Here is a 25,675-nt window from a genome sequence, read left to right as displayed (position 1 = left end):
GCAGGACGGAGGAAGCCCCGCAGCGCGTAGCGCGCAGCGGGGCTTCCGACATATCCGAGGACGTTCTGAGAGATAGGCCCTTTTCCGTTTCCGGACGGCCCGGTGGGATCAGAGTACCCTTGCTGTTACTCTGCTTTGCCCACAGAGTTGAGGTTGGTCATGCGGATCTTAACCAGCTCGGTGATCTCACGCATGCCCTCCTTGGCCGGCTTCTTGGGATCGAAGCAGGCGGGGTTCTCGGCCATGTAGGCCATGAAGCCCTTGGTGTAGGCCTGACGCAGCTCGGTAGCGTAGTTAACCTTGCAGATGCCGTTCTTCACAGCCTCGGCAACCTGCTCATCGGGCACACCGGAAGTGCCGTGCAGAACCAGCGGCACGTCGACGGCGTCGCGGATGGCCTTGACCACGGACTGCTCGATGTGCGGATCGCTCGTGTACACGCCGTGGCTGGTGCCAACGCCAATGGCCAGCGAGGTGCAGCCGGTGCGCTCGACGAACTCCTTGGCCTCGGCAGGATCGGTGTAGGGGCTCTCGCCCTCAACCGCGGGACCGTCGTCCTCCTTGCCGCCAACCTTGCCGAGCTCGGCCTCGACGGGCACGCCCATGGCGCGGCCAGCGTCGGCGACGGACTTGGTCAGGGCAATGTTGTCCTCGAAGGACTCGTGCGAGCCGTCGATCATGACGGAGGTGTAGCCCGTGCGGAAAGCCTGCATGCAGCGGTCATAGCCATCGCCGTGATCGAGGTGCAGAGCGACGGGCACGGAAGCGCGCTCGGCAGCGGCCTTCACCATGCCGTAGAAGTAGTCCAGGCCAGCGGTCTTGATGGTGCCCGGGGTGGTCTGCATGATGACGGGGGACTTGGTCTCCTCGGCAGCGGCCAGAACGGCCATAACAAACTCGAGGTTCTCGACGTTGAACGCGCCGACGGCGTAGTGACCGGCCTGAGCGTCCTTGAGCATCTTTTCGGTGGTAACAAGTGCCATGAGCGTTTGCTCCTCTCCCTCGCCCGCATCTGGACATCGGGCGTAGTTGTTCACAAGGCGTTTTACCTTGCGTTTTACTGCGTTCATTGTATGAAATTCAGCGGCTTTGCACGTGCGAGATATTGAGTCCATGCAGGCCAATACAGTCGTTTTTGAAAAGTAAACGGAAGGAATCGGAACCGAGTGGGCGTGTTCGATATTGAATTTTGAGCGTTTAGCGTCTTTCTTTTATAGAAAAGATAAGTAATCGAAAGTTGTTTTCTTACTCAAAAAGAAAATGAACGAAAATAGAGTCAACACAATTCCTGCAAATATAGCCGAGAATGGAGCAAACATGGCCCAAGCTACCAACCGTGCTTTTGCTGACGAGCGCCGTACCGCCATTATGGAAATACTCGAGCATAACGCCTCGGTGCAGGTAGCAGAAATCGCCCAGACCTTTGGTGTGTCCTCCGTCACCGCCCGCGCCGACCTAGACGCGCTCGCCGAAGCAGGCAAGCTGCGTCGCACACATGGTGGTGCCGTATCGCTCCACAAACGCCTGACCGTCTCCACGCAAGATCGCCGCATCAATGTCAACGTCGCCGCCAAGCAGGCCATCGCGCAAAGCGCCATCGAGCTCGTTAATGACGGCGACACGCTGCTCGTCGACTCGGGCACCACGGCGCTCGAATTCGTCCGGCTCCTCGATCAGCGCGACGGCATCACCGTTATCACGGCCGACATTACCATCGCCGATTATATTGACGAGAGCATGCCCTCGGTCGATGTCGTCATGCTGGGCGGGGCACTGCGCAAAGGCCATCGCTATCTGTACGGCCCACTTACCATGCAGGCGCTCCAAATGGTCCACGCCGACCTTGCCGTCATGTGTCCTGGCGCTTTTGTTCCCGGCTGCGGCTTTACGACCGACTTTCCGCAGATGGCCGAGACCAAAGCGGCTATGGTCGGTGCCACCCGTCAAAGCGTCGCCCTCATGGATGCCAGTAAGGTCAACGGACGCGGCATGTACCGTTTTGCCGAGCTTGCCGACGTCGACATCATCGTGATGGACAGCGACCCCGACGCCGCCGTCGCCACCTCAATCGCCGAGGCCGCCGACAGCGCACGTCCAGCCCTCATCATCGCCGGCGCTTAAACAAAAACCACCACAAAGGGCCTGTCCCTTTGTGGTGGTTTTGCCCGTTAAAAGCGAAATATCGCTACTTGGAAAGCTCGTCGGCGAGGGCCTCGATCTGGGCGCGCGATGTGTCGTTGAGCGATCCCAGCACGGTCACCTTGTTCTCCGCCAGGGTGATGTCCTTCATGCCCTCGAGCTCCTTGGTCATAACCTTGGCAGCGGCGGGCGCCCAGGAACCGGCCTCGACGAGCGCCACGGTGCGGTTCTGGTAGGCATGCTCGGCAAGCGTGTGGATAAAGGTGCTCATGAACGGGAAAATCTCGCCCTGATAGGTGATAGAGGCGAGCACCAGGCGGTCATAGCGGAACGCATCCTCAACGGCCTCGGCCATGTCGTCGCGAGCCAGGTCAAAGACGGAAACCTTCTGGCCGCGAGCCTCGAGCGCTGCGGCGAGCTCCTCGACAGCGGCCTTCAGATGGCCGTAGACACTCGCATAGGCAATCGTGATGCCCTCGTCCTCGGGCTGATAGCTCGACCAGGTGTTGTAGGTGTCGAGGTAATAGCCCAGATTCTCGGTAAGGACAGGACCGTGGAGCGGGCAGATGATCTGGATATCCAGATCATCTGCCTTTTTGAGCACGGCCTGCACGAACTTGCCGAACTTACCGACGATGCCAAAATAGTAGCGGCGAGCCTCGCAGGCCCAGCCCTCGGGATCCTCGATGTCGTTGGCGCCAAACTTGCCAAAGCCGTCGGCGCTAAAGAGCACCTTGTCGGTGGCCTCATAGGAGAAGAGTACCTCGGGCCAGTGAACGTTGGGGGCGCCGATAAAGGTCAGGCTGTGGCCGCCCAGGTCGAGCACATCGCCCTCTTTGACAACCATTTTGCGCTCGGGGAAGTCGGTGCCAAAGTAGTTGACCATCATGCGGAAAGCACCCATGCTGGCCACAATCTGCGCCTGGGGATAGCGCTCCATAAAGGCGGCGATACCGGCGGAGTGATCAGGCTCCATATGATGGATGACCAGGTAGTCGGGCGTACGGCCATCGAGCGCGGCCTCGAGGTTGCCGAGCCACTCGTCGACAAAACCACCGTCGACCGAATCGGCGACAGCGATTTTATCGCCCAAGATAACGTAGCTGTTGTATGCCATACCGTTCTCGGACACATCGTACTGGCCCTCGAACAGGTCAATGTCGTGATCGTCGACGCCAATGTAGCGGATATCCTTGGTGATCTCCATCAGGCAAAGCCTCCTAGATAGACAAAATAACCTGTCTATCATAGCACTTGGCAGCATTCCAACTGTTATCTGCCGGCATCCTTACCGATTGTTATTAAAATACGATAAATCGCCGTTTACCTGCGCAAACTATGAGCGTGGCATCGCCGTGCTATGTCGAATAATGAGCTGGCCGGGAATACGAATAGCAACGGTTTTGCCCGCCGTACCCGCCTCGGGAACCGCGTGCTCAAACACCTCGCGTCCACGCTGATGTAAATCGAATCGAACGGTCGTGAGCTCGTTATGCGCGACAAAGTCGTCGAGCGAATCGTCGACGCCCACCACGCTTACGTCCTCGGGCACGCGCAGGCCGCTATCACGCAACGCGGCAATCGCGCCATTTGCCATCTGGTCGTTTGCCGCATAGATCGCCGTCATGGTGCGATCGTGCTCGGCCAGGTACCTGCCGGCCTCGTAGCCGCTGTTGGCAGACCAGTCGCCCTCGAGCGGCGCCTGCGGCTTAATGTGCTTATGCTCGAGCGCATCCTGCCAGCCGGCGCGACGAAATTGCTCGTCGACCGAGAACGACGGGCCGCCAATATAGCGAATTTGCTCGTGCCCCAGCTCAAACAGATGATCCATAAGCAAGAGCGAGCAGCCGTAATGGTCGGAATCGACCGTGGTCACGCGCGGATGCGCGTACATGGTAACAATAACCGTGCCAATGCCCAGCAGCGGATCAAACGTCTCAAAATCGGGCGCCATGCGGCTCATGCCGATGATGATGCCGTCCACCGGCAGCGCAGCCATACGACGCGTGGCCTCGGCAAGCGAAAACTCCTCGGTCTTGGACATCTCGACCAGCGTGATGGCGCAATTATGCTCGCGAGCAGCGCTGGCGATGCCGTCGATCATTGAGAGGTTGCCAAACTTGGTGATATCGTTGACGCACAGACCGACCGAATGGTAACGGCCGTCGCGCAGCGAGCGGCCGGCATAACTCGGACGAAAACCGAGCTCTTGCATAGCGGCCTGCACGCGCTGGCGCGTCTGCTCGTTAACGTTGGGCAAGCCGTTGGCGACGCGCGAAACCGTCTGCTGCGAAACACCGGCAGCGCGGGCGACGTCGGCCATGGAGACCGGACGCGTACCTGTATCGTTGGACGAGTGCCTTGCCACAGAATCACCTTCACCCTTGCGAGATCTGAATAGCGTGCATGCCGGCCCGGGCAGAAATACACCCCGCGCCGAGGCCCGCTATCGTCGGACGCATGTTAACGTACTCTACTTTTTCTATCTGCATCTCTTCTGCTTTATAAGTCCATACGGCGGTACCGTTCACGGCTGTAATTCTACCGACTACCGGATTCTCAAAAAGTGGCAAGCGTTGTGTTATGAGTACGTTAACATAGCCCGTAACGTGCGGCATCGTGAACACTTGTTTCATGCCGCTTCAAGTTGTTAACGTACTCATAGCGACGCAAAACTCACCCGTGCGCGCCAAGGAAAGGACTCCCATGACCACCCCCGACGAAAAGACACTCACCATGCTCACCAGGCTGTTTGAGGAGGAGTTTGGACCCATCGGCGACCGCCAGGTGCTCTACGTGCACGCGCCCGGCCGTTCCGAGATCAGCGGCAATCACACCGACCACGAGGGCGGCCATGTTATCGCCGGCTCGCTCGATGTCGCCGTTGACGGTATCGCCGTGGCAACCGACTCCAACAAGATCCGCGTCGCCGACGAGGGCTATCCTACGTTTGCGATCACGCTCGACACGCTGGATATTCAAGAGCCCGAGAAGGGCACGTCCGCTAGCCTCGTCCGCGGTATGGCCCACGAAATCGCTGCTCTGGGCGTTGAGCCCCAGGGCTTCGACTTCGCCTTCACCTGCTCCGTTCCCTCGGGCGGCGGTCTTTCGAGCTCCGCTGCTGTCGAGGCGGCGTACGGTCGTGCCATGGAGGCGCTCTGGGGCGCACCCGCCATCGAGCCCGTCGCGCTCGCCCAGATGAGCCAGCGCACCGAGAACAACTACTATGGCAAGCCCTGCGGTCTTATGGACCAGGCCGCCGTTTGCTTGGGCGGCCTCGCCTACATGGACTTTGAGGACCAGGCTCAGCCTAAAACCCAGAAGCTCGAACTCAACTTTGAGGATCACGGCTATGCGCTCGTGCTCGTTAAGGTTGGCGCCGACCACGTGGCCGCCACCGACGACTACGCCGCCGTTCCGCGCGAGATGCAGGACGTCGCCGCCGAGTTTGGCAAGACACGCCTGTGCGAGGTAAACGTGGCGGATTTTGACGCCAAGCTCCCCGAGCTACGCGCCAAGCTGGGCGACCGTGCCTGCCTGCGCGCCGTTCACTACTGGTACGAGAACGGCCTGGTCGATAAGCGTTGGGCAGCCCTTAGCGCCGGCGACATCGACCAGTTCCTGGTCCTGACGCGCGAGTCCGGTGCCAGCTCTGCCATGTACCTGCAGAATGTCGTCGCCAAACTGGGCTCCGAGCAACCTTCCATGTATGCCTTGGCGCTGGCCGAGCATGTGCTCGACGGCCGCGGCGCCGTCCGCATCCACGGTGGCGGCTTTGGTGGCACTATCCAGGCCTTCGTGCCGCTCGACCTGGTCGACACCTTCATCACCAAGATGAACGGCTGGCTGGGCGAGGGCTCTGCCCGCCACTACGCAATTTCTGACAAGGGGGCTTATGCGGCATGGCTGTAATGACTGATGTGCGCGAGGCCGCGCAGGGCCTGATTGAGTATGCCATCCATCGATCCATGATCGGACTGGATGACCGCATCTGGGCCTACAACACCATTCTCGAGTGCATCGGCGCCACGGGTCCTGCGCTCGACATGGCTTGGGCGATGCAGAACGAGAAGCTCTCGCTCTTGCACCCCGATACGCTCCCCAATTTTGACCTGGAGGGCACGCTTGCCGCGCTTTCCGAGGACGCCGTTGCCAACGGCGCTGCCGAGGACACGGCGTCGGGCCGCGACCGCATCGCCATGCGCATCATGGGCGCGCTCATGCCGAGGCCTTCGGTTGTAAACGAGGAGTTCAACGGACGCATGGGCGTCAACGAGCCCCGCGCCGCAACCGACTGGTTCTATGGTCTGTGCTGTGACGCCGGTTACGTGCGCCGCGCCGCCATCGCGCGCAATATCAAATGGAGTACCCCCACCAACTGGGGCGACCTGGAAATCACCATCAACCTGTCGAAGCCCGAGAAGGACCCACGCGACATTGCCGCGGCCGGCGCCGCAAAGAACACGGGCGAGAAGTATCCCGCCTGTCAACTGTGCATCGAGAACGAGGGCTACCCTGGACGCTCCGCCGCAGCCGACGGCGGCGCCCATCCCGCTCGCCAGAACCTGCGCGTTATCCCCATCCAGCTCAACGGCGAGCGCTGGGGCTTCCAGTACAGCCCGTACGCGTACTTTAACGAACACTGCATTGCTATGAGCGCCGAGCATCGCCCGATGCACGTCGACCGTAAGGGACTGACCTGCCTGCTCGATTTTGTGGACCTGTTCCCGCACTACTTTATTGGCTCCAACGCCGACCTGCCCATCGTGGGCGGCTCGATTCTGTCGCACGACCACTTCCAGGGCGGCGCGCACGAGTTCCCCATGATGCATGCCACCGAAGTCTCGAAGTTTAACGTGTCCGGCTTTGACCAGGTCAGCGGCACCGTGTTGCAGTGGCCGCTTTCGGTGCTGAGACTGCGCTCGCACGACCGCGCCCAGCTGCTCGACGCCGCCGAGAAGATTATCCTCGCCTGGCGCGAGTGGACCGATGAGTCTGTGGGCGTCATCGCACACACGGCCGACGGCGTGGCCCACAACACCGTGACGCCCGTCATCCGCCGCGTCGACTCTCGCGGCAATGCCGGCGGCGCGATCTACGAGGCCTACCTAGCGCTTCGCTGCAACATCACAACCGACGAGCATCCGCTGGGCGTATTCCACCCGCATGCCGAGTACCACCACATCAAGAAAGAGAACATCGGCCTGATCGAGGTCATGGGCCTGGCCATTTTGCCGCCGCGCTTGGTTCCCGAGCTCGGCGCTGTCCGCGAGCACTTGCTGGCAGCCAAGGTCGATGCCAGTTACGACCTTGCCGGCGCGCTCGAGGGCGACGACCTTTGCCGCAGCCACGCCGCATGGGCCAAGGATGTCTTTGCCCGCCGTGCCGACGAGCTTACGGTGGATAACGCCATCGATATCCTGCACGAGGAGGTCGGCATGGTGTTTGGCCACGTGCTCGACAACGCCGGCGTCTTTAAATGGGACGAAGCCGGTCGCGCCGCCCAGCAGCGCTTTATCGACTCGCTGTAGCATGCGAGCTCGAACGCACGCACTCAACAAATAGCTCTACACGACAACGGCGCCCGCCGGCAACATCGCCGACGGGCGCCGTTTTTGAGTGCTCGGTGTCGCGACTCCTAGAGTTCAGTCACGACAACGCTGTTGTAGACCTCGTCCCAGCGGTCCATGACCAGGTGGCCGGTCTTGGGATCCATGGCGTTGAGCTTGCCGCAGGTATTGGCGGTCTTGAGCACCGTGACGTCGTCGGCACCAGCAGCAATGGCATGCGCAAAACCGGCGATGGTCGAGTCACCGGAACCCGTCGCGTTTACAGCCGCAATCGCGGGCGTCTTGGCGCGGAACGCGCGACCCTCATGGAAGCCAACCGAACCGGCAGCGCCCATCGAAACGACAACCCAGGGGATACCGGCAAAACGGTCATCGGCGGCAAGCGCCTCGCGCAGGGCATCGACATCATCGGTCGTAAAGGACGTACCCAGTAGGCCGTTAATCTCGGTCAGGTTGGGCTTTACGAGCTCAGGCTTAGCGTCGGACTCCAGCGCGGCCTCCAGCGATGCACCCGAAGTGTCGAGCAGCACCTTGGCACCCGCCTCCTCGGCGATCTTGACGAGCTCGGCATAGTAGCCGGCATCGACGCCACGCGGCAGCGAGCCCGAAAGCGTCACAACGTCCGCCTTCGCTGCAAGCTCGGCAAACTTGGCCGTAAAGGCCTCGAGCTCGGCCGGAGCGATCTGCGGGCCGCTCTCCAGCAGCTCGGTCTGATTGCCCTCGTGCAGAATATTCAGGCAAATGCGCGTCTCGCCGGCAATGGGCACAAAGTCGTTCTTGACGCCGTCGGCATCCATAAGCTCGGCCATATAGGCACCCATGTGACCGCCAAGCAGGCCAGTCGCGAGCACGTCGTCGCCCAGCTGCAGCAGCACGCGGCTCACGTTGAGGCCCTTGCCGCCAGCGGTCTTTTCGGGCGTCACACGGTTAACATCGTCGATGACCAGCTTATCGAGCTGATAGCGCGTATCAATCGACGGGTTCATGGTAACAGTCAAAATCATATTGAACTCCTGTTTCCGGGGCACGACACGCGCGACCCCAAACATACGATAGCTCGTTAAAGGATCTCGATCTCAAAGCCGCGGGTGACGGTCTCCCCCGGCTTGGCCACCAGGCAGCCGCGCTTGTGCTCCAGAATATCGTCCTCGTCGGAGCAGGTGGACAGGCCGCCCCACGGTTCCACGGCCACAAAGTCACCCTCGGGCTTGCTCCACACAATCAGGTACGGCATATCGGGGAACGTCAGGCGCACGCCCTTGTCCTCGGTCTTCTTGGTCAGCGTAACCACGCGGCTCTCGAGCACGTCAAAGATGGTCTCCGCAAAGTCAAAGAGTTCGTGGGTCAGCGGCAGGTCATGGCCAACCATCGGGTTCTTGCTGCGATGCTCAACATCAATCAGGCCCGTCGAGGGAACGGCAGTGCAGAGGTCGGTGGCCTCACGCTGCTCAAAACGAAGCTCGTAGTCGTCATAGGACTCGCCCTCGTCGAGCGGGCACTTAAAGCCGGGGTGACCGCCCACAAAGAACGGCATGTCCTCGGTGCCCTCATTGGTCACCTCGTACGACACGGCAACCTTTTCCGAATCGATCGTGTAACGAGCAACGATCTTAAACGGATACGGGTACTGCTCGAGCAACTCGGCATGGTCGGCAGAGCTTAAGCTCAGCGCAACCATGTTGTCGCTCTGTTCCTCGAGCTTCCACTCCTGCTTGCGCGCAAAGCCGTGGCGGGCGAGCTTTACCTCGCGGCCGCCCATGGTCATTGCGTGGCCGTCACGAAGGCCACCGCAGATCGGGAAGCAAATGGGGGCCTGGCCCGACCAGACTGCCGGATCACCCTGCCACAGGTACTCACGGCCGTTGGCCGCAATAGAAGTGAACGACCCGCCCGCCGTGCTCAGTGCCACGCGGATAGAACCGTTATCAAGAACAAACTCCATAGGAGCCTTCCCTTTCTTACGACAGCCCACCAAGTCAATAGGGCAGATAGAAAACCGGCCCGCGCCCCCTCACAGAAACGCGAGCCGTCAATTGAAAAGCTGCAGAATGCCGGGTACCGCCAAGAGCGAAGCACTCAAGCCAAGCAAGCAAACGTGTTATCGGAGCAGCTAGCCCGCCAGATGGCTTCGCAGCGTCGGCCGGTCCGGCGTTCGGCAGAACGCCGGAATCTCCTTAGTCGTGGTATTCGCCGCGGTCCCACTTCTCCAGGAACTCGTCAAAGAAGTGTGGGTCAGCCTGAGCCTCGGCGTCGGCCTTATTGCAGGCATCGATCTTGGCGATCAGGGCATCGTGCTCGGGGGTCTTCTCGTAGGGCTCCTCCAGGAAGGCAAGCATGATATCGGCCATCAGGAACTCACCGGTGATCTTGCCGCCAAAGCCCACGATGTTGGCGTTGAGCTCGCGACGGGCATACAGGGCAGAGGTCATGTCGCGAACCAGGGCACAGCGGGCGCCGGGAACCTTGTTGACGGCGTTGGTGATGCCGATGCCGGTGCCGCACAGGGCCACGCCAAAGTCGGCCTTGCCGCTGGCAACAGCCTCGCCCACGGCCTTGCCGTAGATGGGATAGTGCGTACGGGTGTGGCTGTAGGTGCCGCAGTCGAGCACCTTGTAGCCAGCCTGCTCCAGGCGGTCGGCCAGATAGATCTTCTCGTCCGTAACGATATGGTCGCAACCGATTGCGATGGTCTTCTTCATCAGAACGTCCTTTCGTCTGAATTCACAAGTTGAGGTAGAAGTTCGAGTTCTCGGTGGCTCTCGTTAGGCCATCTTGTTGAGCATGTCGACACGGATCTGGTGACGGCCGCCGGCGTACTGTGCACGCAGGAACTCGCGGGCGATCTTCTTGGCGACCTCGGTGCCCACAACGCCCGGGCCCATGGTGACCATGCGCGAGCCGTTGTGCTCGCGGGTCATGTAGGCGGAACGCTCGTCGGAAATGTTAGCGACGACCATGCCCTTGATCTTGACGGCGGCCATATAGGAGCCGACACCGTACTTATCGAATGCGAAGCCCTGGGAATCCTTGTGCTCCAGCAGGTCCTTGGCAACGGCGGTAGCGGAATCGACAAAGTCCGCGGCAGGGGTCTCGGAATAGTCGACGACCTCGTGACCATCGGCGATGAGCATCTCCTTGATGGACTCCTTCATCGACATGCCGTCGGCATCGGAAGCGATTACAACCCTCATGACATCCTCCTTGAGAGATACGCAGGTGCGTTGTTTCTGTTTGGAAGTGTTGAATCTCGTTCAGGTCCGGGCATCTGAATGTGCGATTCTTCACTGTTCATGTTTATTTGAACACATTCGAACAGTAACTGCAACAACTTTTTGTTTATCTTTGTTCTTTTTTGAACAAATACCGTTCACGGATGATTGCTGACCGTTTGGACCGGGCGCGGGCGTAGCGACCATGTGTTCAACAAACAAAAGGGCGGCCGAGAACGTGTCTCGGCCGCCCTTCGGCGGTATTCCCCGGTATATACAGCTGTTTTAGCTACTAGGACTGCCCGCCCTTCTTGGCATGCTTGGACGGAGTGCCCAGAAAGCGGCCCGTCAAATAATTCGTCGGCCCGGAAATATCAATCCCCAGCAGTGTGTGCCCCAGCCACAAAAACGCCGCGAGCACCAGCAATGGGATAACGCACGAGGTCACTATCATCACAATGACGCCTTCGATCAGATCGGTCACCTGCTGCACAATCTCATCGGTCATCTGCTTGGCGCCGCTGGTCACCGTCGTGACGAGACCCGAGGCACCGTCGGCAAGCTGTTCAAGCACGTTCTTGGACTCTGCGGACTCAGTCTTTTTCTTGTTTGCTTTGGAGCTATCGCTATCTGCCGCACTCGCAGCGTCAGTCGCCTTTTGCTCGGCCGCCTCGATGCTCACTCGATACGTTTCATCAACCTTCTGCGACACCCATACGCTCGCGGGCACCAACACCATGCTAATTATGGCGACCACCAGCACACGCGTTGCCACGCGACGAATGACCGTGCTCGTGCTCCAGCGTCCGTGAATGCCAAGCGACGCTGCAAAGAGCACCAGCGCAAACGGGATCAGGATGCCCAGGCCAACCGACCACAAAATCGTGAGTAAATATTTCTCTAGGTATAGCACGGCAAGCACGATACCAAGATTACCCGAAAGCTGAGCGAGCTGCTCAGCAACCGGCGTTCCCGTATCGCCCGGCAGCGCAGTGATACCCGCAGATAGGGCGACGCACGAGGTCGTGAGCGCCAATACATTGCCCTTCTTTTGATCGATGACCTCGATGGTAGAGTCCCAAGTCTTGGTATCGGCAAAATGCGGACGAGCCACAAACCCCGACAGCAGCGCCAGTGCCACGAGCGCAACGATGAGGCCAATCTGCAGTTTTTTGTTTGCGCACACGACATCGGATAGGCTGGGCTGCAGCTCGGTCACCGTTGTTTGCTCGGTTATCTGGACAGGACGCCCATGAGCCATCTCGCTCGCGTCTCTCTTTTGAATCGATCCGTTGTCCGGCATTTGGATACCTCCTCATTCCGGCCTGTATTGCGGATGGAAGTATACCCACCCAGCGAAAAACCGAACGGCAAGAGGCGCAACAGACTGCTGCATGGCCTGCCCGCCATGAAATGGGCCCATCTACTACGTTTAACCGCCTATCTCCGACCATGCCCCGTGGCGTAAAAACAAAACCACAGGTAGAACGCTTGCAGTTTTTCATGAAACGCAGGTGTGTTCGGGGGTATCGGGTTAAACGTAGTAGATGCGCCAGTTTCGTGGCGACGCTGCTAACCGATCCCCTGGGGACGGAGGAGAACGGATCATTTTGGGCCGTCAGCCCCTATTTCACCGCAACTTGGAGGAGGACAGAAAAAGCCCTGCTGCGGGTAGCGGCAGGACTTTTGGAAGGGGCTTGGTTGTGAGGGCTCGTTAGGCGAGCTTGGCCTCGAGCTCGGCGATGCGCTTGTAGGCATCGATGGTAAAGCGGGCCTGCTTCTCCAAGATCATAGTGGTCATGAGGGTGTCCTGAGCGTGAGCCATGATGAAGGTCATCTCCATCTCGCCGCCGCCGGCCTCCTGCGAAAGCAGCTTGGTCTGCGTGTCGTGGGCGCCGATAAGTGCATCGCTGGCATCCTTGTGCAGCTGTTCGGCCTTCTCAAAGTCACCCTCGCGAGCAGCATCGAGCGCTGCAAGCAGATCGGTCTGGGCGTCACCTGCGTATGCGACAATCTCGAATCCAACCATCGAGATTTCTTCTTTGGTTGCCATATTGCGTTCCTTTCACATATGAACCAACGGAGAGCATCGCGTCCGGGCATCCGCGCTGCGCTGTGTATGACAGAAACATTAACATTCAAACAATAAAGAACAATACAAAACGTAATTTCGAGCTATGAACGGTCACTTTTAACCCGCGAACGGTTTCCAAACCATTTCGAACAATATCAAACATGATTATCGGAAACCCAAACAGGACCGCGCCCTAACGCAAATCGCGCACCGTATCGCCCTCTACGAGCACGCCGGGGATCAGCATGTGCTCCACGCCAGACGCAACTCCCTCGGCGCCGGCGATCTTGTCGACTGCCCACATGCCGACACGCTTGTTGTCAAAGCGCACGGTGGTCAGGCGACGATCGGGCACGATGTCGCCCAGACTATCATCAACCCCCACCACGCTCACGTCCTCGGGCACACGCCTTCCGCGCGACTCGAGTCCGCGAATGCAGCCGTAGGCCATGGCGTCATTGGAGGCATAGATGGCAGTACAGGTCGGATCGTCCGCCAGAGCCTGGCCTGCGGCATATCCACTCCGCGCCGTCCAGTCGCCACGGATGAGTCGCGGCAGTTCAATACCATGCGCGCGCAATGTCTCGCGCCAGCCCTCCTCGCGCTGCATGCCCGAAAGCGAGCGTTCGGGACACGAGATAAAGTGCACGGTCTTGTGCCCCTGCCCCAGCAAGTACTCGACAACCTGGCGCGAGCAATCGAACTGATCGTTATCGACCGTCGAGCACAGCGGGTGCTCCAGCATGGTAACGAGCACCGTCTGCATACCAGGCAGCGGCTCAAAGGTGCCAAAGTCCGCCGGCATGCGATTCATGATTACGACCATGCCATCCACCGGCAGTGCGCTCATGCGCGACGATGCGCTCTCGAGGGTATACGGATGTCCATCTACTTTAGTGAGGGTAATGGCGTAGCCGTGCTTATCGGCGGCGGCGGCAAAGCCCTCCATACGGTCGAGGTTGCCGGTACCGGTAATGTTGAACATGGCGACGCCGACGGTCTTAAACTTGCCGCGGCGCAGCGATCGACCGGCAAAATTGGGGCGATACCCCAGCTCGCGCATGGCGGCACGCACGCGCTCCTTGGTCTCGGGGCGCACGCTGGGTGAATCGTGGACGGTGCGCGAGACCGTCTGTTCTGAGACGCCCGCGAGGAGCGCCACATCCTTAACGGAAACCGATTTTTTAACAGCGGCCATAGGTCGATCTTTCTATGTCAACGATGCCATTGGTGGCACCCTACGCAGTCAAATGAAACGTCTTCAAGTATATCTAACGCCTCCCCCACCATACGCTCACCACCCAAAACCTACCGTTCACCGACATTTTTGCTTCGCCGAACGGCTTTTATCGCCCAAATGTTAACGTTGCCATTGTGCAAACACAGAGCCACCGGGCGGCTCAAACGTTTGCGCGCAAGAAATCGACGGTCCGCAGGCACAGGGGCCATCGGTTCGCGTCTTATTTTGTGTCACAAAATGGCAACGTCAACATTTTGGCAACCAAACGTCAAAAGCTGCTATCGTTGCTAACCCACCGACTCTTAGGAGCTTTGCATGGAGCAACTCATCGCCACCATCGAAAAGGGCCAGCCCTTTTTCAACGCGATCGCCCGCAACAAGTACCTCAAGGCGATCCGCGACGGTTTTATCTCCGTCATCCCCATCATCATCTTCTCGTCCATCTTCTGCCTGGTAGCCTCGGTCCCCAACATCTGGGGTTTCTACTGGCCCGATGACATCAACAACGCCCTGTGGAAGTGCTACAACTACTCCATGGGCATCCTGGCCATCGCCTGCGCCGCTACCACGGCCAAGCATTTCGCCGACGCCCAGAACCGCGATCTGCCCAAGAATAACCAGATCAACTTTATCTCGTGCATGTGCGCGGCCATCATCGGCTTCTTGCTCCTTTCGAGCGACACCATCGCCACGGATGCCGCCAGTGGCTTCAACACCACCTACCTTGGTTCCAAGGGCCTACTGACCGCCTTCATCGCTGCGTTTGTGACCGGCATCATCTACAAGTTCTTTATCAAGCGCAACATCACCGTCAAGATGCCCGAGCAGGTTCCGCCCAACATCTCGCAGACCTTTAAGGACATCATCCCCTTCTCCGTCTGCATCACCGTCTTTTGGGTCTTTGACATCGTCTTCCGCGCTGCCTTTGGCTTCTGCTTTGCCCAGGGCGTCATCCAGGTGTTCCAGCCCCTGTTCACCGCTGCCGACGGCTACATCGGCCTTGCTGTGATTTACGGCGCCATGAGCCTGTTCTGGTTCGTGGGCGTCCACGGCCCCTCGATCGTCGAGCCCGCCATCGCCGCCGCCCTCGTTTCCAACATGACCGACAACCTGGCTGCGTTCCAGGCCGGCCAGCACGCTTCCGCTGTCCTGACCCAGGGTGCCCAGTACTTCGTCGTCTGCATGGGCGGCACCGGCGCCACGCTCGTCCTGGTCTTTATGTTCTGCTTCCTGGCCAAGTCCCAGGAGATGCGCGCTGTCGGTAAGGCCGCCATCGTCCCCGTGTGCTTTGCCGTCAACGAGCCGCTGCTGTTCGCCGCGCCTATCGTGCTCAACCCCGTCTTCTTTGTCCCGTTTGTCTTTGCCCCGATCGCCAACATCTGGATCCTCAAGATCTTTATCGACTTCTTGGGCATGAACGGCTTTATGTACACCCTGCCTTGGACCGTCCCCGGCCCCATCGGCACTATCATGGGCCTGGGCTTCCAGCCGCTCGCCTTTGTGATGCTCGCCCTTATCCTGGTCGTCGACTTCGTTCTGTACTATCCGTTCTTCCGTGCCTATGACGCCCAGAAGTGCGCCGAGGAGGCCGAGATTTCCCAGGAGGAGCTCGCCGCCAAGAACGCCGAGAAGGCCGCCAAGCTCAACGATGCCTTCCAGGGCAAGGCCGACGCCAAGAGCGTTGCCGCCGGCGCTGCTGCCGAGGCCGTGGAAGCCGGCGCTCCCGCCGCTTCCGCAGCACCCGCTGCCGAGGCAACGGCCACCAGCGACCTCAACGGCAAACGCGTGCTCGTGCTCTGCCAGGGTGGCGGTACCTCGGGCCTGCTCGCCAACGCGCTGGCCAAGGCCGCCAAGGAGCGCGGCATCAATCTTGAAACCGCTGCCGAGGCCTATGGCAACCACGTGGACATGCTCCCCGACTTCGATCTGGTCGTCCTGGCCCCGCAAGCCGCAAGCTACCTGGCCGACCTGCAGAAGGACTGCGAGCGCGTGGGCAACAAGTGCGTCGCCTGCCGCGGTAAGCAGTACATTGAGCTTTCCCAGAACGGCGATAAGTCTCTCGCCTTCGTAAGCGAGCAACTCTCGAAGTAAGTAACGCACAGGGCCAGCCGACCATCCAAGACCGGCTGGCCCTTCGATTTAGACGATTGGATCATCATGTCCGTTAACCCTGCTAGCGTCACCAACCCGCCTGCGCAGTTTCCCGAGGACTTTGTCTTTGGCGGCGCCACTGCTGCCTACCAGGTAGAGGGCGAGACCCGCACCCACGGTAAAGGCAAGGTTGCCTGGGACGACTTCCTGGAGGCCCAGGGGCGCTTTTCCCCCGATCCCGCTTCGGACTTCTACAACCAGTACCCCGTCGATCTGGAGCTGTGCGAGGAGTTCGGCATCAACGGCATTCGCCTCTCCATTGCCTGGAGCCGCATCTTCCCCAACGGCACCGGCGAGATCAACCCCGAGGGCGTGCAGTTCTACCACGATCTCTTCGCCGAGTGCCACAAGCACCACGTTGAGCCGTTTGTCACGCTGCATCACTTCGACACGCCGCTTGCCCTCTTTGAGAAGGGCGACTTCCTCAACCGCGAGACCATCGATGCCTTTGTGGACTTTGCCACCTTCTGCTTTAAGGAGTACGCCGACCAGGTGACCTACTGGTTCACCTTTAACGAGATCTGGGCCGATGCCTCCAACACCTACATCGAGGGCACCTTCCCCGGCGGCGTCAAGGCGCATCTGGCCGAGGCTTTCCAGTGCGAGCACAACATGATGCTCGCCCACGCCAAGGCCGTACTGGCCTTCCACAACGGCGGTTTTAAGGGCAAAATCGGCGTCATTCAGTCGTTGGAGTTTAAGTATCCGCTCAACGAGAACGACCCCGCCGACATCAAAGCCGCCAACAACGAGCACGTGTTGCAGAACCAGTTCTTGCTCGACGCCACCTTCCGCGGCGACTACGCGCCCGACACCCTCGAGTGCGCCAACCGTCTGGCTGCCGTCTCGGGCGGCACCATCGAGATCCTGGACGAGGACCTCGAGATTATGCGCGAGGCCGCGCTCTACAACGACTACCTGGGCGTCAACAACTACCAGTGCCGCTTCTTGAAGGCTTACGACGGCGAGAACGACCTGCACCACAACGGTACGGGCGAGAAGGGCACCGGCCGCTGGCGCGTTAAGGGTATTGGCGAGCACGTGAACAAGCCTGGCATCCCCACCACCGACTGGGACTGGATCATCTATCCCGAGGGCCTGTTCGATCTGCTCGTCTACATTAAGCAGCGCTACCCCAACTACAAGCAGATCTTCATTACAGAAAACGGCATGGGCTACAAGGACCCCTACAAGGACGGTTTTGTGGACGACCAGCCGCGCATCGACTACATCGAGCAGCACTTGCGCTGGCTGCTCAAGGCCATGGAGGTGGGCGTCAACGTGGGCGGCTACTTCCTGTGGAGTCTGCAGGATCAGTTCTCCTGGACCAATGGTTACAACAAGCGCTATGGCTTCTTCTACGTTGACTTTGAAACCCAGAAGCGCACGCCCAAGGCAAGCGCCTACTGGTACAAGCACGTGGCGCAGACCCGTCGTCTGGACTAGCGGCTGGCGACCGGCGGAATTGCCCCGCTCACATAACCTGTCCCCATTTCTCAGCCGGGGGTGGCACGTCACACGGCGCGCCGCCCCCGGCCTTTTGTTTTGTTCGGCTGGGGGGCCGTTTGTCTCGATCTGTAACATCTAGCCGAGTTTTTGGTCCCTAGCTGTTACAAATCAAGACAAACCGGGAAGACGGGGCCGTTTGTCTAAATCTGTAACACTAAAACCGGTTTTGGACGTCTGGTTGTTACAGATTGAGATAAACGCACAGGACAATCCTCTCAATCTCGATCTGTAACATCTAGCCGAGTATTTCGGTCCTACCTGTTACAGATTGAGATGAACGAGCTGAGCACGTCTACGCCCGCAGGTCTTTCACGCTGGAACGCTCGATCAGCACGCCCGACACAAGCGTACGGCTTCTGGAGCTCGGGGCTTCCAGACCTGCGACGACCTCGTTAAGTGCACGGATGCCCAGCTCGCGGTGGCGAAACTTCACCGACGTCAGAATCGAGTTGGGAATCGTCTTGTAGAGCTCATCGTCGAAGCCGATCACGGACACGTCGTCGGGCACACTCAGACCCTTGTCACGTAGAGCCATCATAACGCCGTTTGCCATGCAGTCGTTAGCAGCGAGGACCGCCGTGCAATCGGGTTTATCGGCAAGCACAAGGCCCGCGGCATAGCCACTATCCGCATTCCAATCGCCTTGCAGAGGCTCGGGCGGCTCAATGCCACGCGCCTCGAGTGCCGCACGCCAGCCTTTCATACGGCACTGGCTCGACAGCGCCTCTTTCTTACCAGAGACGAAGTATACGTTCTTGTGCCCACGATTTAAGAAGTACTCGCACGCCATGCGCGCACCACCCTCTTGATCGTCACTAACGGTAGAGCAGGTAGGATGTTCCATCGGTGTGATAATCACCGTCTTGAGGTCCTTCGGCGCCTCAAAGGTATCAAAGTCATCGACCATCTGGCGCAGATTGAAGATCATGCCATCAACAGGCAGCTGCGACATCCTGCGCGCGGCTTCGGCAAGGGTCATCTTCTCCCCCGCCCGCTTTTTGATCATCGTAAGAGCAAAGCCGCGTTCTTCGGCGGCATCGGCGATGCCGTCAATCATGTCCACGGCGCCGCCCGACAAGTGGAACAGCACCACGCCGATGCACCCGTAACGGCCCAGCTTGAGCGAACGCGCGGCAAAGTTGGTTCGAAACCCGAGCGCCTCCATTGCGGAATGGACCTTATTGCGTGTCGACTCTCGCACGCTATCGGGCTCGTTGATCACGCGCGAAACCGTCTTGAGAGAAACACCCGCGGCAATCGCCACATCGTTCATCGAAACGTTTTTCTTGTCCATCGTTGCCACTACTTCTCCAGTCGGTTTTTCATCGCTTGTTTTTGCGTTCTAGCATACACTACCTGCCCGACTGATAAATCAGCCGTTTATCGGACGATATCGACCGTTCACCTGTAAATCCTTGTTGCTCTTCCAAAAATGTCTTACGTTGTCATTAACGAAATGACAACGTTGTCATTTCACAATGCCTTCCTTAAGCAGGAAGGTTTCCGGGCAGTCCTGACCATCCATCGACGACCAGTTCCATCCACATGCATCGCGCATCAAGTAGCAAAGGAGCTCTATGGACGCCATCGTAAAGATGCTCGAAAAGCATCAACCGTTCTTTGAGAAGATCTCGAGGAACATCTACCTCCAGGCCATCAAGGACGGATTCCTTGGGTGCATGCCCATTGTCCTCACCTCTTCGATCTTCCTGTTGATTGCCACCCTTCCCGGCGTAGTTGGCATCACGCTGCCCCAGCCGCTCATCGACTGGTGCAACAAGCTGTACAACTTCACCATGGGCGTCATGGGCATCATGGTCGCCGGTACCACCGCCAAGAACTTTACGGCTTCCATGAACCGTCGCATGCCCGCCGGCAAGGTGCTCAACGACGGCTCCACCATGGTGGCCGCCCAGTGCAGCATGCTTTTGCTCGCCGTTACGCAGTTCACCACCAAGCTCAACGGCTCCGAACTTTCGGTCTTCGACTGCACCAGCATGGGCACGCGCGGTCTGTTCTCGGCCTATATCGCCGCGTTCATTACCGTGTGGGTCTATAAGTTCTGCGTCTCGCGCGATCTGACCATTAAGCTGCCCAAGGAGGTCCCGGGCACCATCGCTCAGAACTTCCGCGACATTATCCCCTTTGGCGGCGCCGTCATCATCTGCGGCATCATCGATGTCGTCGTGCGCAACCTCATGGGCGTTCCGTTCTCCGAGCTGCTCATCAAGCTGCTCTCCCCGCTCTTCACTGCGGCAGAAACCTACCCCGGACTCATCCTTATCCAGGCAGCCACCGCGTTCTTCTGGTTCATCGGTGTCCACGGTCCTTCGATTGTCCAGCCGGGCATCGACCCCATCCGTCTTGCCAACCAGGCCGAGAACCTGCAGGTTCTGCTGGCAGGCGGCCACCCCGCCCACTCCCTCACCTTTAACATGTCGCTCGTGGGTGAGTTCGGAGGCACCGGCGCCACGTTCATCGTGCCGCTTCTGCTGATTCTCTTTATGAAGTCCAAGCAGCTCAAAGCCGTCGGTAAGGCCTCGATCGTACCGGTCGCCTTTGCTGTCAACGAGCCGCTGCTCTTTGGCGCGCCGATGATCCTTAACCCCTACATGCTCATCCCCTTTGTTGCCGCCGGCTGCGTCAACGTAAGTGTTGCCAAGTTCTTTATCGATAACGTGGGTATGAACGGCTTCTCCTTCGTGGTGCCTTGGGCCACCCCCGCCCCCATCGGCATTTTCATCACCACGAACTTCCAGCTTATCGCCCTAGTATTTGTCGCGATTATCATCTTGCTGGATGCCATCATCTACCTGCCGTTCTTGAAGGCATACGATAAGCTGCTCTGCGACCAGGAGGCCGAGCGCGCCGCCGAGCTGGGTCTCGAGTCCGACGGTGCTGCCACCATCGCCGCCAGCACCTCTGAGCCCGCCGTCGAGCCGACCGCCGCTGCCACCGACAGCAAGCCTGTCGCCGATCAGCCCGAGCCCGTCGTCGAAGCATCCGCCAAGAAGGATGTCGATGGCCTGAAGGTCCTCGTCCTGTGCGCCGGCGCCGGCACCTCTGCCATGCTTGCCAACGCCATCAAGGAAGGTGCCGCGCAGACCGGAGAGAACATCGCTTCCTCCGCGGGCGCCTATGGCCAGCACACTGCCATCATGGATCAGTACGACGTTATCGTGCTTGCCCCGCAGGTTCGTAGCTACTACAACGACATGAAGGCCGACACCGATCGCCTGGGCATTAAGCTGCTCGCCCCGCGCGGTAAGGAATATATCGACCTTACCCGCGACCCCGCTGGCGCCATCAAGTGGCTCCGCGAGAACCTCGACTAGTTCCTCCCTCTGTTGGTGCCCGGATCCCCAGTTCGGGCACCTCTCCCTATTCGTATCCCACAGAAAGGATGCCTCATGAACAACCCCATGCAGTTCCCCGACGGCTTCGTGTTTGGCGGTGCCACCGCCGCTTACCAAGTTGAGGGCGAGACCCGCACGCACGGCAAGGGCAAAGTGCCCTGGGACGATTTCCTGGCCGCTCAGGGTCGCTTCTCCCCCGATCCCGCAAGCGATTTCTACAACAAGTACCCGGTCGATATCGACCTGTGCCAGCGCTTCGGCATCAACGGTATCCGCGTCTCCATCGCTTGGAGCCGTATCCTCCCCAACGGCACCGGTGAGATTAACCCCGAGGGTGTTGCCTTCTATCACGAGCTCTTTGCCACCTGCAACAATGCCGGCGTTATCCCCTATGTCACGCTTGATCACTTCGATACGCCCGAGGCCTTTTACCAGAACGGCGGCGAGGGTTTCCTGACGCGCACGACGATCGACGCCTTTGTCGAGTACGCCAAGTTCTGCTTTGCCGAGTTCACCGAGGTCAAGCACTGGTTCACCTTTAACGAGATTCCCGCGACCGCCGAGGGCAGCTTTATCGTCGGCAACTGGCCGCACGGCGAGAAGTACCGCCTGGACAAGGCCTTCCAGCTCATGCACAACATGATGGTGGCCCACGCCAAGGCTGTCGTCGCCTTCCATGAGGGCGGCTTTGAGGGCGAGATCGGCATTGTCCAGAACCTGGAGCCCAAGTATCCCCTCGATCCCAACAGCGCTGCCGACTGCGAGGCAGCTCGCATGGCCGACGTCATCAACAACCGCTGGGTACTCGATGCCACCTTCCGCGGCCACTATGCAGCCGACACCATGGAAGCCGCGACCAAGCTTGCCCATATCGCCGGCGGCGAGCTCGACGTTCGCGACGAGGACATCGCCGCGCTGACCGCCGCACTCCCCTACAACGATTGCCTGGGCGTCAATACCTACAAGTGCCAGTTCCTGCGTGCTGCCGAGGGCGAAAACGACATCAACCACAATGGCACCGGCGACAAGGGCTCCTCGCGCTGGTTCCTCAAGGGCGTGGGCGAGGCATGCGTGCGCGAAGGCGTACCCACCACCGATTGGGACTGGATCATCTACCCCGAGGGCCTGTACGACCTGCTGCTCCGCATTAAGAACGATTACCCCAACTACAAGAAGATCTACATCACCGAGAACGGCATGGGCTATAAGGACGACTTCGAGGATGGCTTTATCGATGACGCCCCTCGCATCGACTATATGCGTCAGCATCTCGCATGGATCCTCAAGGCGATCGACGGCGGCGTGAACGTCGACGGCTACTTTGTGTGGTCGCTGCAGGACCAGTTCTCCTGGACCAACGGCTACAACAAGCGCTACGGCCTGTTCTACATCGACTTTGAGACCCAGAAGCGCTATCCCAAGGCGAGCGCGTACTGGTACAAGAACGTCGCGGAGACCGGCCTGCTCATGGCCTAGTTTCCGCCGCATATCCCCTGTCGGCCGCATACGAATCCCTCCACGGGTTCGCATGCGGCCTTTTTGTTTTGGTGGGCCCGAGCAGGTCGTTTGTCTCGATTTGTAACATCTAGCCGAATATTTCGGCCCTAGCTGTTACAAATCGAGACAAACAGAACGCCCGAGCAGAAATATCTCAATCTGTAACATCTAACTCGCTTTTAACCGTCTAACTGTTACAGATCAAGACAAAGGTGATGGCTGGATAGACAAAATCTCGATCTGTAACACCTAGTCGAGTTTTTGGGTCCTAGCTGTTACAGATTGAGACAAACGGAATAGGCCGGGCCAAAAATCTCGATCTGTAACATCTGACTCGCTTTTGGCCGCCTAGATATCACAGGTTGAGACAATTTGATAGCGAAGTCCCCATTTGCGCGTCATATCGCATAGCGCTGACGCGCCGATTCCCCACAATGGCAGGGGGGGCAAAAGTCCTCACACAGCGCTTACTAGCAATCCTGCAGCGCTAGCTAGCAGATGATCTGCGTATGCTCCTCGATGGCGGCGCGATCCTCGGCGGTAATACCCGGCTCGCACACCACGGCATCCAAGCTGTCCAGGCGGCAGAAGGTGTAGAAGTCGCGCTTGCCGATCTTGCTGGAGTCGGCGATCAGATAGCGCGAGTCTGCCTTGCTAAAAGCGAGCTGCTGGATACGGCCCTCGTCCATGTTGGACGTAGATACGTCACCGTCCAAGATGCCGTTGGCGCCGATAAACGCCGCATCGATCCCCAGTGCGCGCAGGGTATCCTCGGCCGTTGGTCCCACAAAAGCGGCGGTGCGGCGACGATACATGCCGCCCACGAGGCACAGGTCGCAGTCTTCGCGCGCCTCGAGCAGGCTAAACACCGAAAGCGAGTTGGTCACAATGCGCAGGCGAAACGCCGGCAGCATCGAGGCCATCTGCTCCACCGTAGTACCCGTGCCCAAAAAGATGGTCGAGCCTTCCTCGATAAGCTCCACAGAACGGCGCGCAATCTGCAGCTTTTCCTCGGCATGCTTGGTGCGCTTTTCGCTGTGCGAGTACTCGTGGCGCAACATAGCGTGGGGACGACCCTGCGCACTGCGGGCGCCGCCGTGCACGCGCTCGATCTCGCCCAGGCTCGCAAGCTCCTCAAGATCACGGCGGATCGTCATATCCGAGACGCCCAGTGCATCCGAAATCTCCTTGACCGAGACCGTGCCCTGCTCCTCGAGCAGCTGACGAACCTTATCCTGTCGCTCCGCTTTAATCACGATGAATCCTCGCCGTTCTTTGTGCGCATATCATTCAAACAGTAACGAACAAATTGTATCAGACTCGCGCGCGTCAAAAATGAACGCCCGCACGGCTCCAATCATCACTTTTTTGAGAAAAATACCCCCTGCTTTAGTGGGGTGTAGTGATAATCTCGCCTGTTCGCGCTACAGTTTGTCGGAAATACCTCGATGTTAGGAACCAAATGATCACTTCTGAGCTTTTCGGCACCGCGCCGTGCGGTACCCCCGTTCATCGTTACACCCTCAACGGGCCCGAGATCTGCGTTCGCATTATGGACTATGGCGCCACCGTGCTGGGTATCGATGTGCCCGACATTCCCGGCAACGTGCGCGATGTGGTGCTGGGCTTCGATAAGCTCGAGGATTACTTTGACAACCCCGCCTGCTTTGGCGCGACCATCGGCCCCGTGGCAAACCGCACTGCGGGTGCAACGATCACCATCGACGGTACGGACTGGCATATGCCCGCCAACGAGGGCGCCAATAACCTGCACAGCGATCTTGAACACGGCCTGCACAAGCGCGTGTGGGATGTTGAGCTCGACGAGGCCGACAACGCCGTGCGCATGACCACCTCACTTGAGGATGGCGAGTTGGGCCTGCCCGGCAACCGCACCTTTACGGCCGTGTTTACCGTGACGCACACCGGCCGCTTCCGTATCGAATATGGCTGCGAGAGCGACCGCGCCACGTACGTGTCCATGACCAACCACACGTACTTTAACCTTGCCGGCCATAACGCCGGCATGGACTGCGAGCACTTCTTTGTTGCCAACGCCGCCCACTACCTTCCCATTGACGACCAGAACATTCCTACTGGCGAGATTACTCCGGTCGAGGGAACACCGTTTGATTTTCGCGAGTTACGCCCCATCGCGCCTGGCATGGAGGCCGACCATCCGCAGATTAAGCAGGCACGCGGCTACGATCACTGCCTGTGCATTGGCGGCTATCAGTACGGCCGCAATCTGCGCCGTGCCCTGCACGTCGAGGAGATGTGGACCGGCCGTGAGCTGGACTACTACACCACCGCCCCGGGCGTGCAGCTCTACACCGGCAACTGGCTGGGCGACGAGCACGCCAAGGACGACGCCAACTACGGCTGGGGCGCCGGCTTTGCCCTCGAGGCCGAGATGTACCCCGACACGCCGCACCAGCCGCTGTTCCCGCAGGGCATTGTGGGCCCGGGTCACCCCTACAGTAATGTGATCGAGTACCACTTTATGAGGCACTAAGCCTGCAACGCGACATATCGCACAGCAACGCCCGCCGGCACACCGCCGACGGGCGTTTTTCTACCTAGTTGTAGGCAACCAGGCACATCCCGGCTTGAGTGATTAGTGCATTTAACGTGAGAAAAGCCGTCAGAACACTTGCGCGGATTTGCGATGTCCCGTATCATAGACAGCCGTTGACGCCTCAGCTGCGTCACCACATGGTCGCCAGCGTAGCTCAGTTGGTAGAGCACCGCTCTCGTAAAGCGGGGGTCACCGGTTCGAGCCCGGTCGCTGGCTCCATCGCACAAGACAGCCGCCTTCGGGCGGCTTTTTTGTTTTCGATTTTGAGTGCGCGCGCCCACCCACGCATCGCAACAGCGTCAGCTCCCCTATTCAAAAACAGAAACCCCGTTAATCGTGATTCCCCTAGGGA

The 25,675-nt window shown here is 59.3% G+C and carries 20 protein-coding genes and 1 tRNA gene; 9 read left to right on the top strand and 12 right to left on the bottom strand.

Annotation, left to right across the window (positions count from 1 at the left end; all coding sequences use genetic code 11):
• Window positions 1–125: 125 nt before the first annotated feature.
• Window positions 126–983, bottom strand: coding sequence for a class II fructose-bisphosphate aldolase (locus tag ACTQWD_RS06650; protein ID WP_022095149.1), 858 nt, complete (start codon window positions 981–983; stop codon window positions 126–128).
• A 334-nt stretch (window positions 984–1,317) separates the two neighbouring features.
• Here ACTQWD_RS06650 and ACTQWD_RS06645 point away from each other — a divergent pair, with 334 nt between their 5' ends.
• Window positions 1,318–2,121, top strand: a complete 804-nt coding sequence (locus tag ACTQWD_RS06645) for a DeoR/GlpR family DNA-binding transcription regulator (RefSeq protein ID WP_441054961.1) — start codon at window positions 1,318–1,320, stop codon at window positions 2,119–2,121.
• Window positions 2,122–2,185: 64 nt separating this feature from the next.
• On the opposite strand, the gene ACTQWD_RS06640 is transcribed toward ACTQWD_RS06645, so the two are convergent.
• A complete protein-coding gene (locus tag ACTQWD_RS06640; protein ID WP_441546429.1) occupies window positions 2,186–3,346 on the bottom strand; it encodes an FprA family A-type flavoprotein in 1,161 nt (386 codons plus the stop codon).
• 129 nt (window positions 3,347–3,475) lie between these two features.
• Window positions 3,476–4,462, bottom strand: a complete 987-nt coding sequence (locus ACTQWD_RS06635; RefSeq protein ID WP_441559581.1) for a LacI family DNA-binding transcriptional regulator — start codon at window positions 4,460–4,462, stop codon at window positions 3,476–3,478.
• A 383-nt stretch (window positions 4,463–4,845) separates the two neighbouring features.
• Between ACTQWD_RS06635 and ACTQWD_RS06630 the strand changes: the two genes are divergently transcribed.
• Together ACTQWD_RS06630 and ACTQWD_RS06625 are read left to right on the top strand one after the other, a co-directional pair.
• Window positions 4,846–6,051, top strand: a complete 1,206-nt coding sequence (locus ACTQWD_RS06630) for a galactokinase (RefSeq protein ID WP_441559578.1) — start codon at window positions 4,846–4,848, stop codon at window positions 6,049–6,051.
• On the top strand, window positions 6,042–7,670 hold the full coding sequence (locus ACTQWD_RS06625; RefSeq protein WP_441559577.1) for a UDP-glucose--hexose-1-phosphate uridylyltransferase: 1,629 nt from the start codon (window positions 6,042–6,044) through the stop codon (window positions 7,668–7,670). Before ACTQWD_RS06630 ends, ACTQWD_RS06625 begins: the two co-directional genes overlap by 10 nt.
• Before the next feature lie 107 nt (window positions 7,671–7,777).
• On the opposite strand, the gene ACTQWD_RS06620 is transcribed toward ACTQWD_RS06625, so the two are convergent.
• The 7 genes from ACTQWD_RS06620 to ACTQWD_RS06590 all read right to left on the bottom strand — a co-directional run bounded on the left by ACTQWD_RS06620 (window position 7,778) and on the right by ACTQWD_RS06590 (window position 14,190).
• Window positions 7,778–8,713, bottom strand: coding sequence for a hexose kinase (locus ACTQWD_RS06620; protein WP_441559576.1), 936 nt, complete (start codon window positions 8,711–8,713; stop codon window positions 7,778–7,780).
• Between the two features lie 56 nt (window positions 8,714–8,769).
• The gene (locus ACTQWD_RS06615; RefSeq protein ID WP_427748000.1) at window positions 8,770–9,651 is read right to left on the bottom strand and encodes an aldose 1-epimerase family protein; all 882 of its coding nucleotides are present in this window, start codon (window positions 9,649–9,651) and stop codon (window positions 8,770–8,772) included.
• 232 nt (window positions 9,652–9,883) lie between these two features.
• Window positions 9,884–10,408 carry a galactose-6-phosphate isomerase subunit LacB gene (gene lacB / locus ACTQWD_RS06610; RefSeq protein WP_006234831.1) on the bottom strand — a complete coding sequence of 175 codons (525 nt, stop codon included), beginning with the start codon at window positions 10,406–10,408 and terminating at the stop codon, window positions 9,884–9,886.
• 63 nt (window positions 10,409–10,471) lie between these two features.
• Window positions 10,472–10,900, bottom strand: coding sequence for a galactose-6-phosphate isomerase subunit LacA (gene lacA / locus ACTQWD_RS06605; protein ID WP_006234830.1), 429 nt, complete (start codon window positions 10,898–10,900; stop codon window positions 10,472–10,474).
• A 310-nt stretch (window positions 10,901–11,210) separates the two neighbouring features.
• The gene (locus ACTQWD_RS06600; protein WP_441559575.1) at window positions 11,211–12,221 is read right to left on the bottom strand and encodes a hypothetical protein; all 1,011 of its coding nucleotides are present in this window, start codon (window positions 12,219–12,221) and stop codon (window positions 11,211–11,213) included.
• A gap of 411 nt (window positions 12,222–12,632) precedes the next feature.
• Window positions 12,633–12,971, bottom strand: coding sequence for a PTS lactose/cellobiose transporter subunit IIA (locus ACTQWD_RS06595; RefSeq protein WP_055252615.1), 339 nt, complete (start codon window positions 12,969–12,971; stop codon window positions 12,633–12,635).
• Window positions 12,972–13,185: 214 nt separating this feature from the next.
• The gene (locus tag ACTQWD_RS06590) at window positions 13,186–14,190 is read right to left on the bottom strand and encodes a LacI family DNA-binding transcriptional regulator (RefSeq protein ID WP_441016752.1); all 1,005 of its coding nucleotides are present in this window, start codon (window positions 14,188–14,190) and stop codon (window positions 13,186–13,188) included.
• A 357-nt stretch (window positions 14,191–14,547) separates the two neighbouring features.
• On the opposite strand from ACTQWD_RS06590, the gene ACTQWD_RS06585 reads away from it, so the two are divergent.
• Together ACTQWD_RS06585 and lacG (ACTQWD_RS06580) are read left to right on the top strand one after the other, a co-directional pair.
• Window positions 14,548–16,323 (top strand): PTS lactose transporter subunit IIBC, encoded by a 1,776-nt coding sequence (locus ACTQWD_RS06585; protein WP_427718986.1) that lies wholly within the window; start codon window positions 14,548–14,550, stop codon window positions 16,321–16,323.
• A gap of 66 nt (window positions 16,324–16,389) precedes the next feature.
• Window positions 16,390–17,829: a 6-phospho-beta-galactosidase gene (gene lacG / locus ACTQWD_RS06580; protein ID WP_154514977.1), complete on the top strand. Its 1,440-nt coding sequence runs from the start codon at window positions 16,390–16,392 to the stop codon at window positions 17,827–17,829.
• Between the two features lie 355 nt (window positions 17,830–18,184).
• Here lacG (ACTQWD_RS06580) and ACTQWD_RS06575 read toward each other — a convergent pair whose 3' ends face one another.
• Entirely contained in the window at window positions 18,185–19,186 is a 1,002-nt protein-coding gene (locus ACTQWD_RS06575; protein ID WP_441559574.1) for a LacI family DNA-binding transcriptional regulator, read from the bottom strand.
• A 283-nt stretch (window positions 19,187–19,469) separates the two neighbouring features.
• Between ACTQWD_RS06575 and ACTQWD_RS06570 the strand changes: the two genes are divergently transcribed.
• Both ACTQWD_RS06570 and lacG (ACTQWD_RS06565) read left to right on the top strand, forming a co-directional pair.
• Entirely contained in the window at window positions 19,470–21,227 is a 1,758-nt protein-coding gene (locus ACTQWD_RS06570) for a PTS lactose transporter subunit IIBC (protein WP_441559573.1), read from the top strand.
• Window positions 21,228–21,302: 75 nt separating this feature from the next.
• Complete coding sequence (gene lacG, locus ACTQWD_RS06565; RefSeq protein ID WP_441559572.1) at window positions 21,303–22,724, top strand: 6-phospho-beta-galactosidase; 1,422 nt, start codon at window positions 21,303–21,305, stop codon at window positions 22,722–22,724.
• A gap of 512 nt (window positions 22,725–23,236) precedes the next feature.
• On the opposite strand, the gene ACTQWD_RS06560 is transcribed toward lacG (ACTQWD_RS06565), so the two are convergent.
• Window positions 23,237–24,001, bottom strand: a complete 765-nt coding sequence (locus ACTQWD_RS06560) for a DeoR/GlpR family DNA-binding transcription regulator (RefSeq protein WP_441559571.1) — start codon at window positions 23,999–24,001, stop codon at window positions 23,237–23,239.
• A gap of 206 nt (window positions 24,002–24,207) precedes the next feature.
• On the opposite strand from ACTQWD_RS06560, the gene ACTQWD_RS06555 reads away from it, so the two are divergent.
• Window positions 24,208–25,260 carry an aldose epimerase family protein gene (locus ACTQWD_RS06555; protein WP_441559570.1) on the top strand — a complete coding sequence of 351 codons (1,053 nt, stop codon included), beginning with the start codon at window positions 24,208–24,210 and terminating at the stop codon, window positions 25,258–25,260.
• Between the two features lie 206 nt (window positions 25,261–25,466).
• Window positions 25,467–25,542, top strand: a tRNA-Thr gene (locus ACTQWD_RS06550).
• Window positions 25,543–25,675: the final 133 nt, after the last annotated feature.

Source organism: Collinsella sp. LCP19S3_B6, assembly GCF_052121815.1.
Classification (GTDB): domain Bacteria; phylum Actinomycetota; class Coriobacteriia; order Coriobacteriales; family Coriobacteriaceae; genus Collinsella.
The sequence above is the reverse complement of the archived record's forward strand: the minus strand, read 5'-3'. Positions and strand labels throughout refer to the sequence as shown.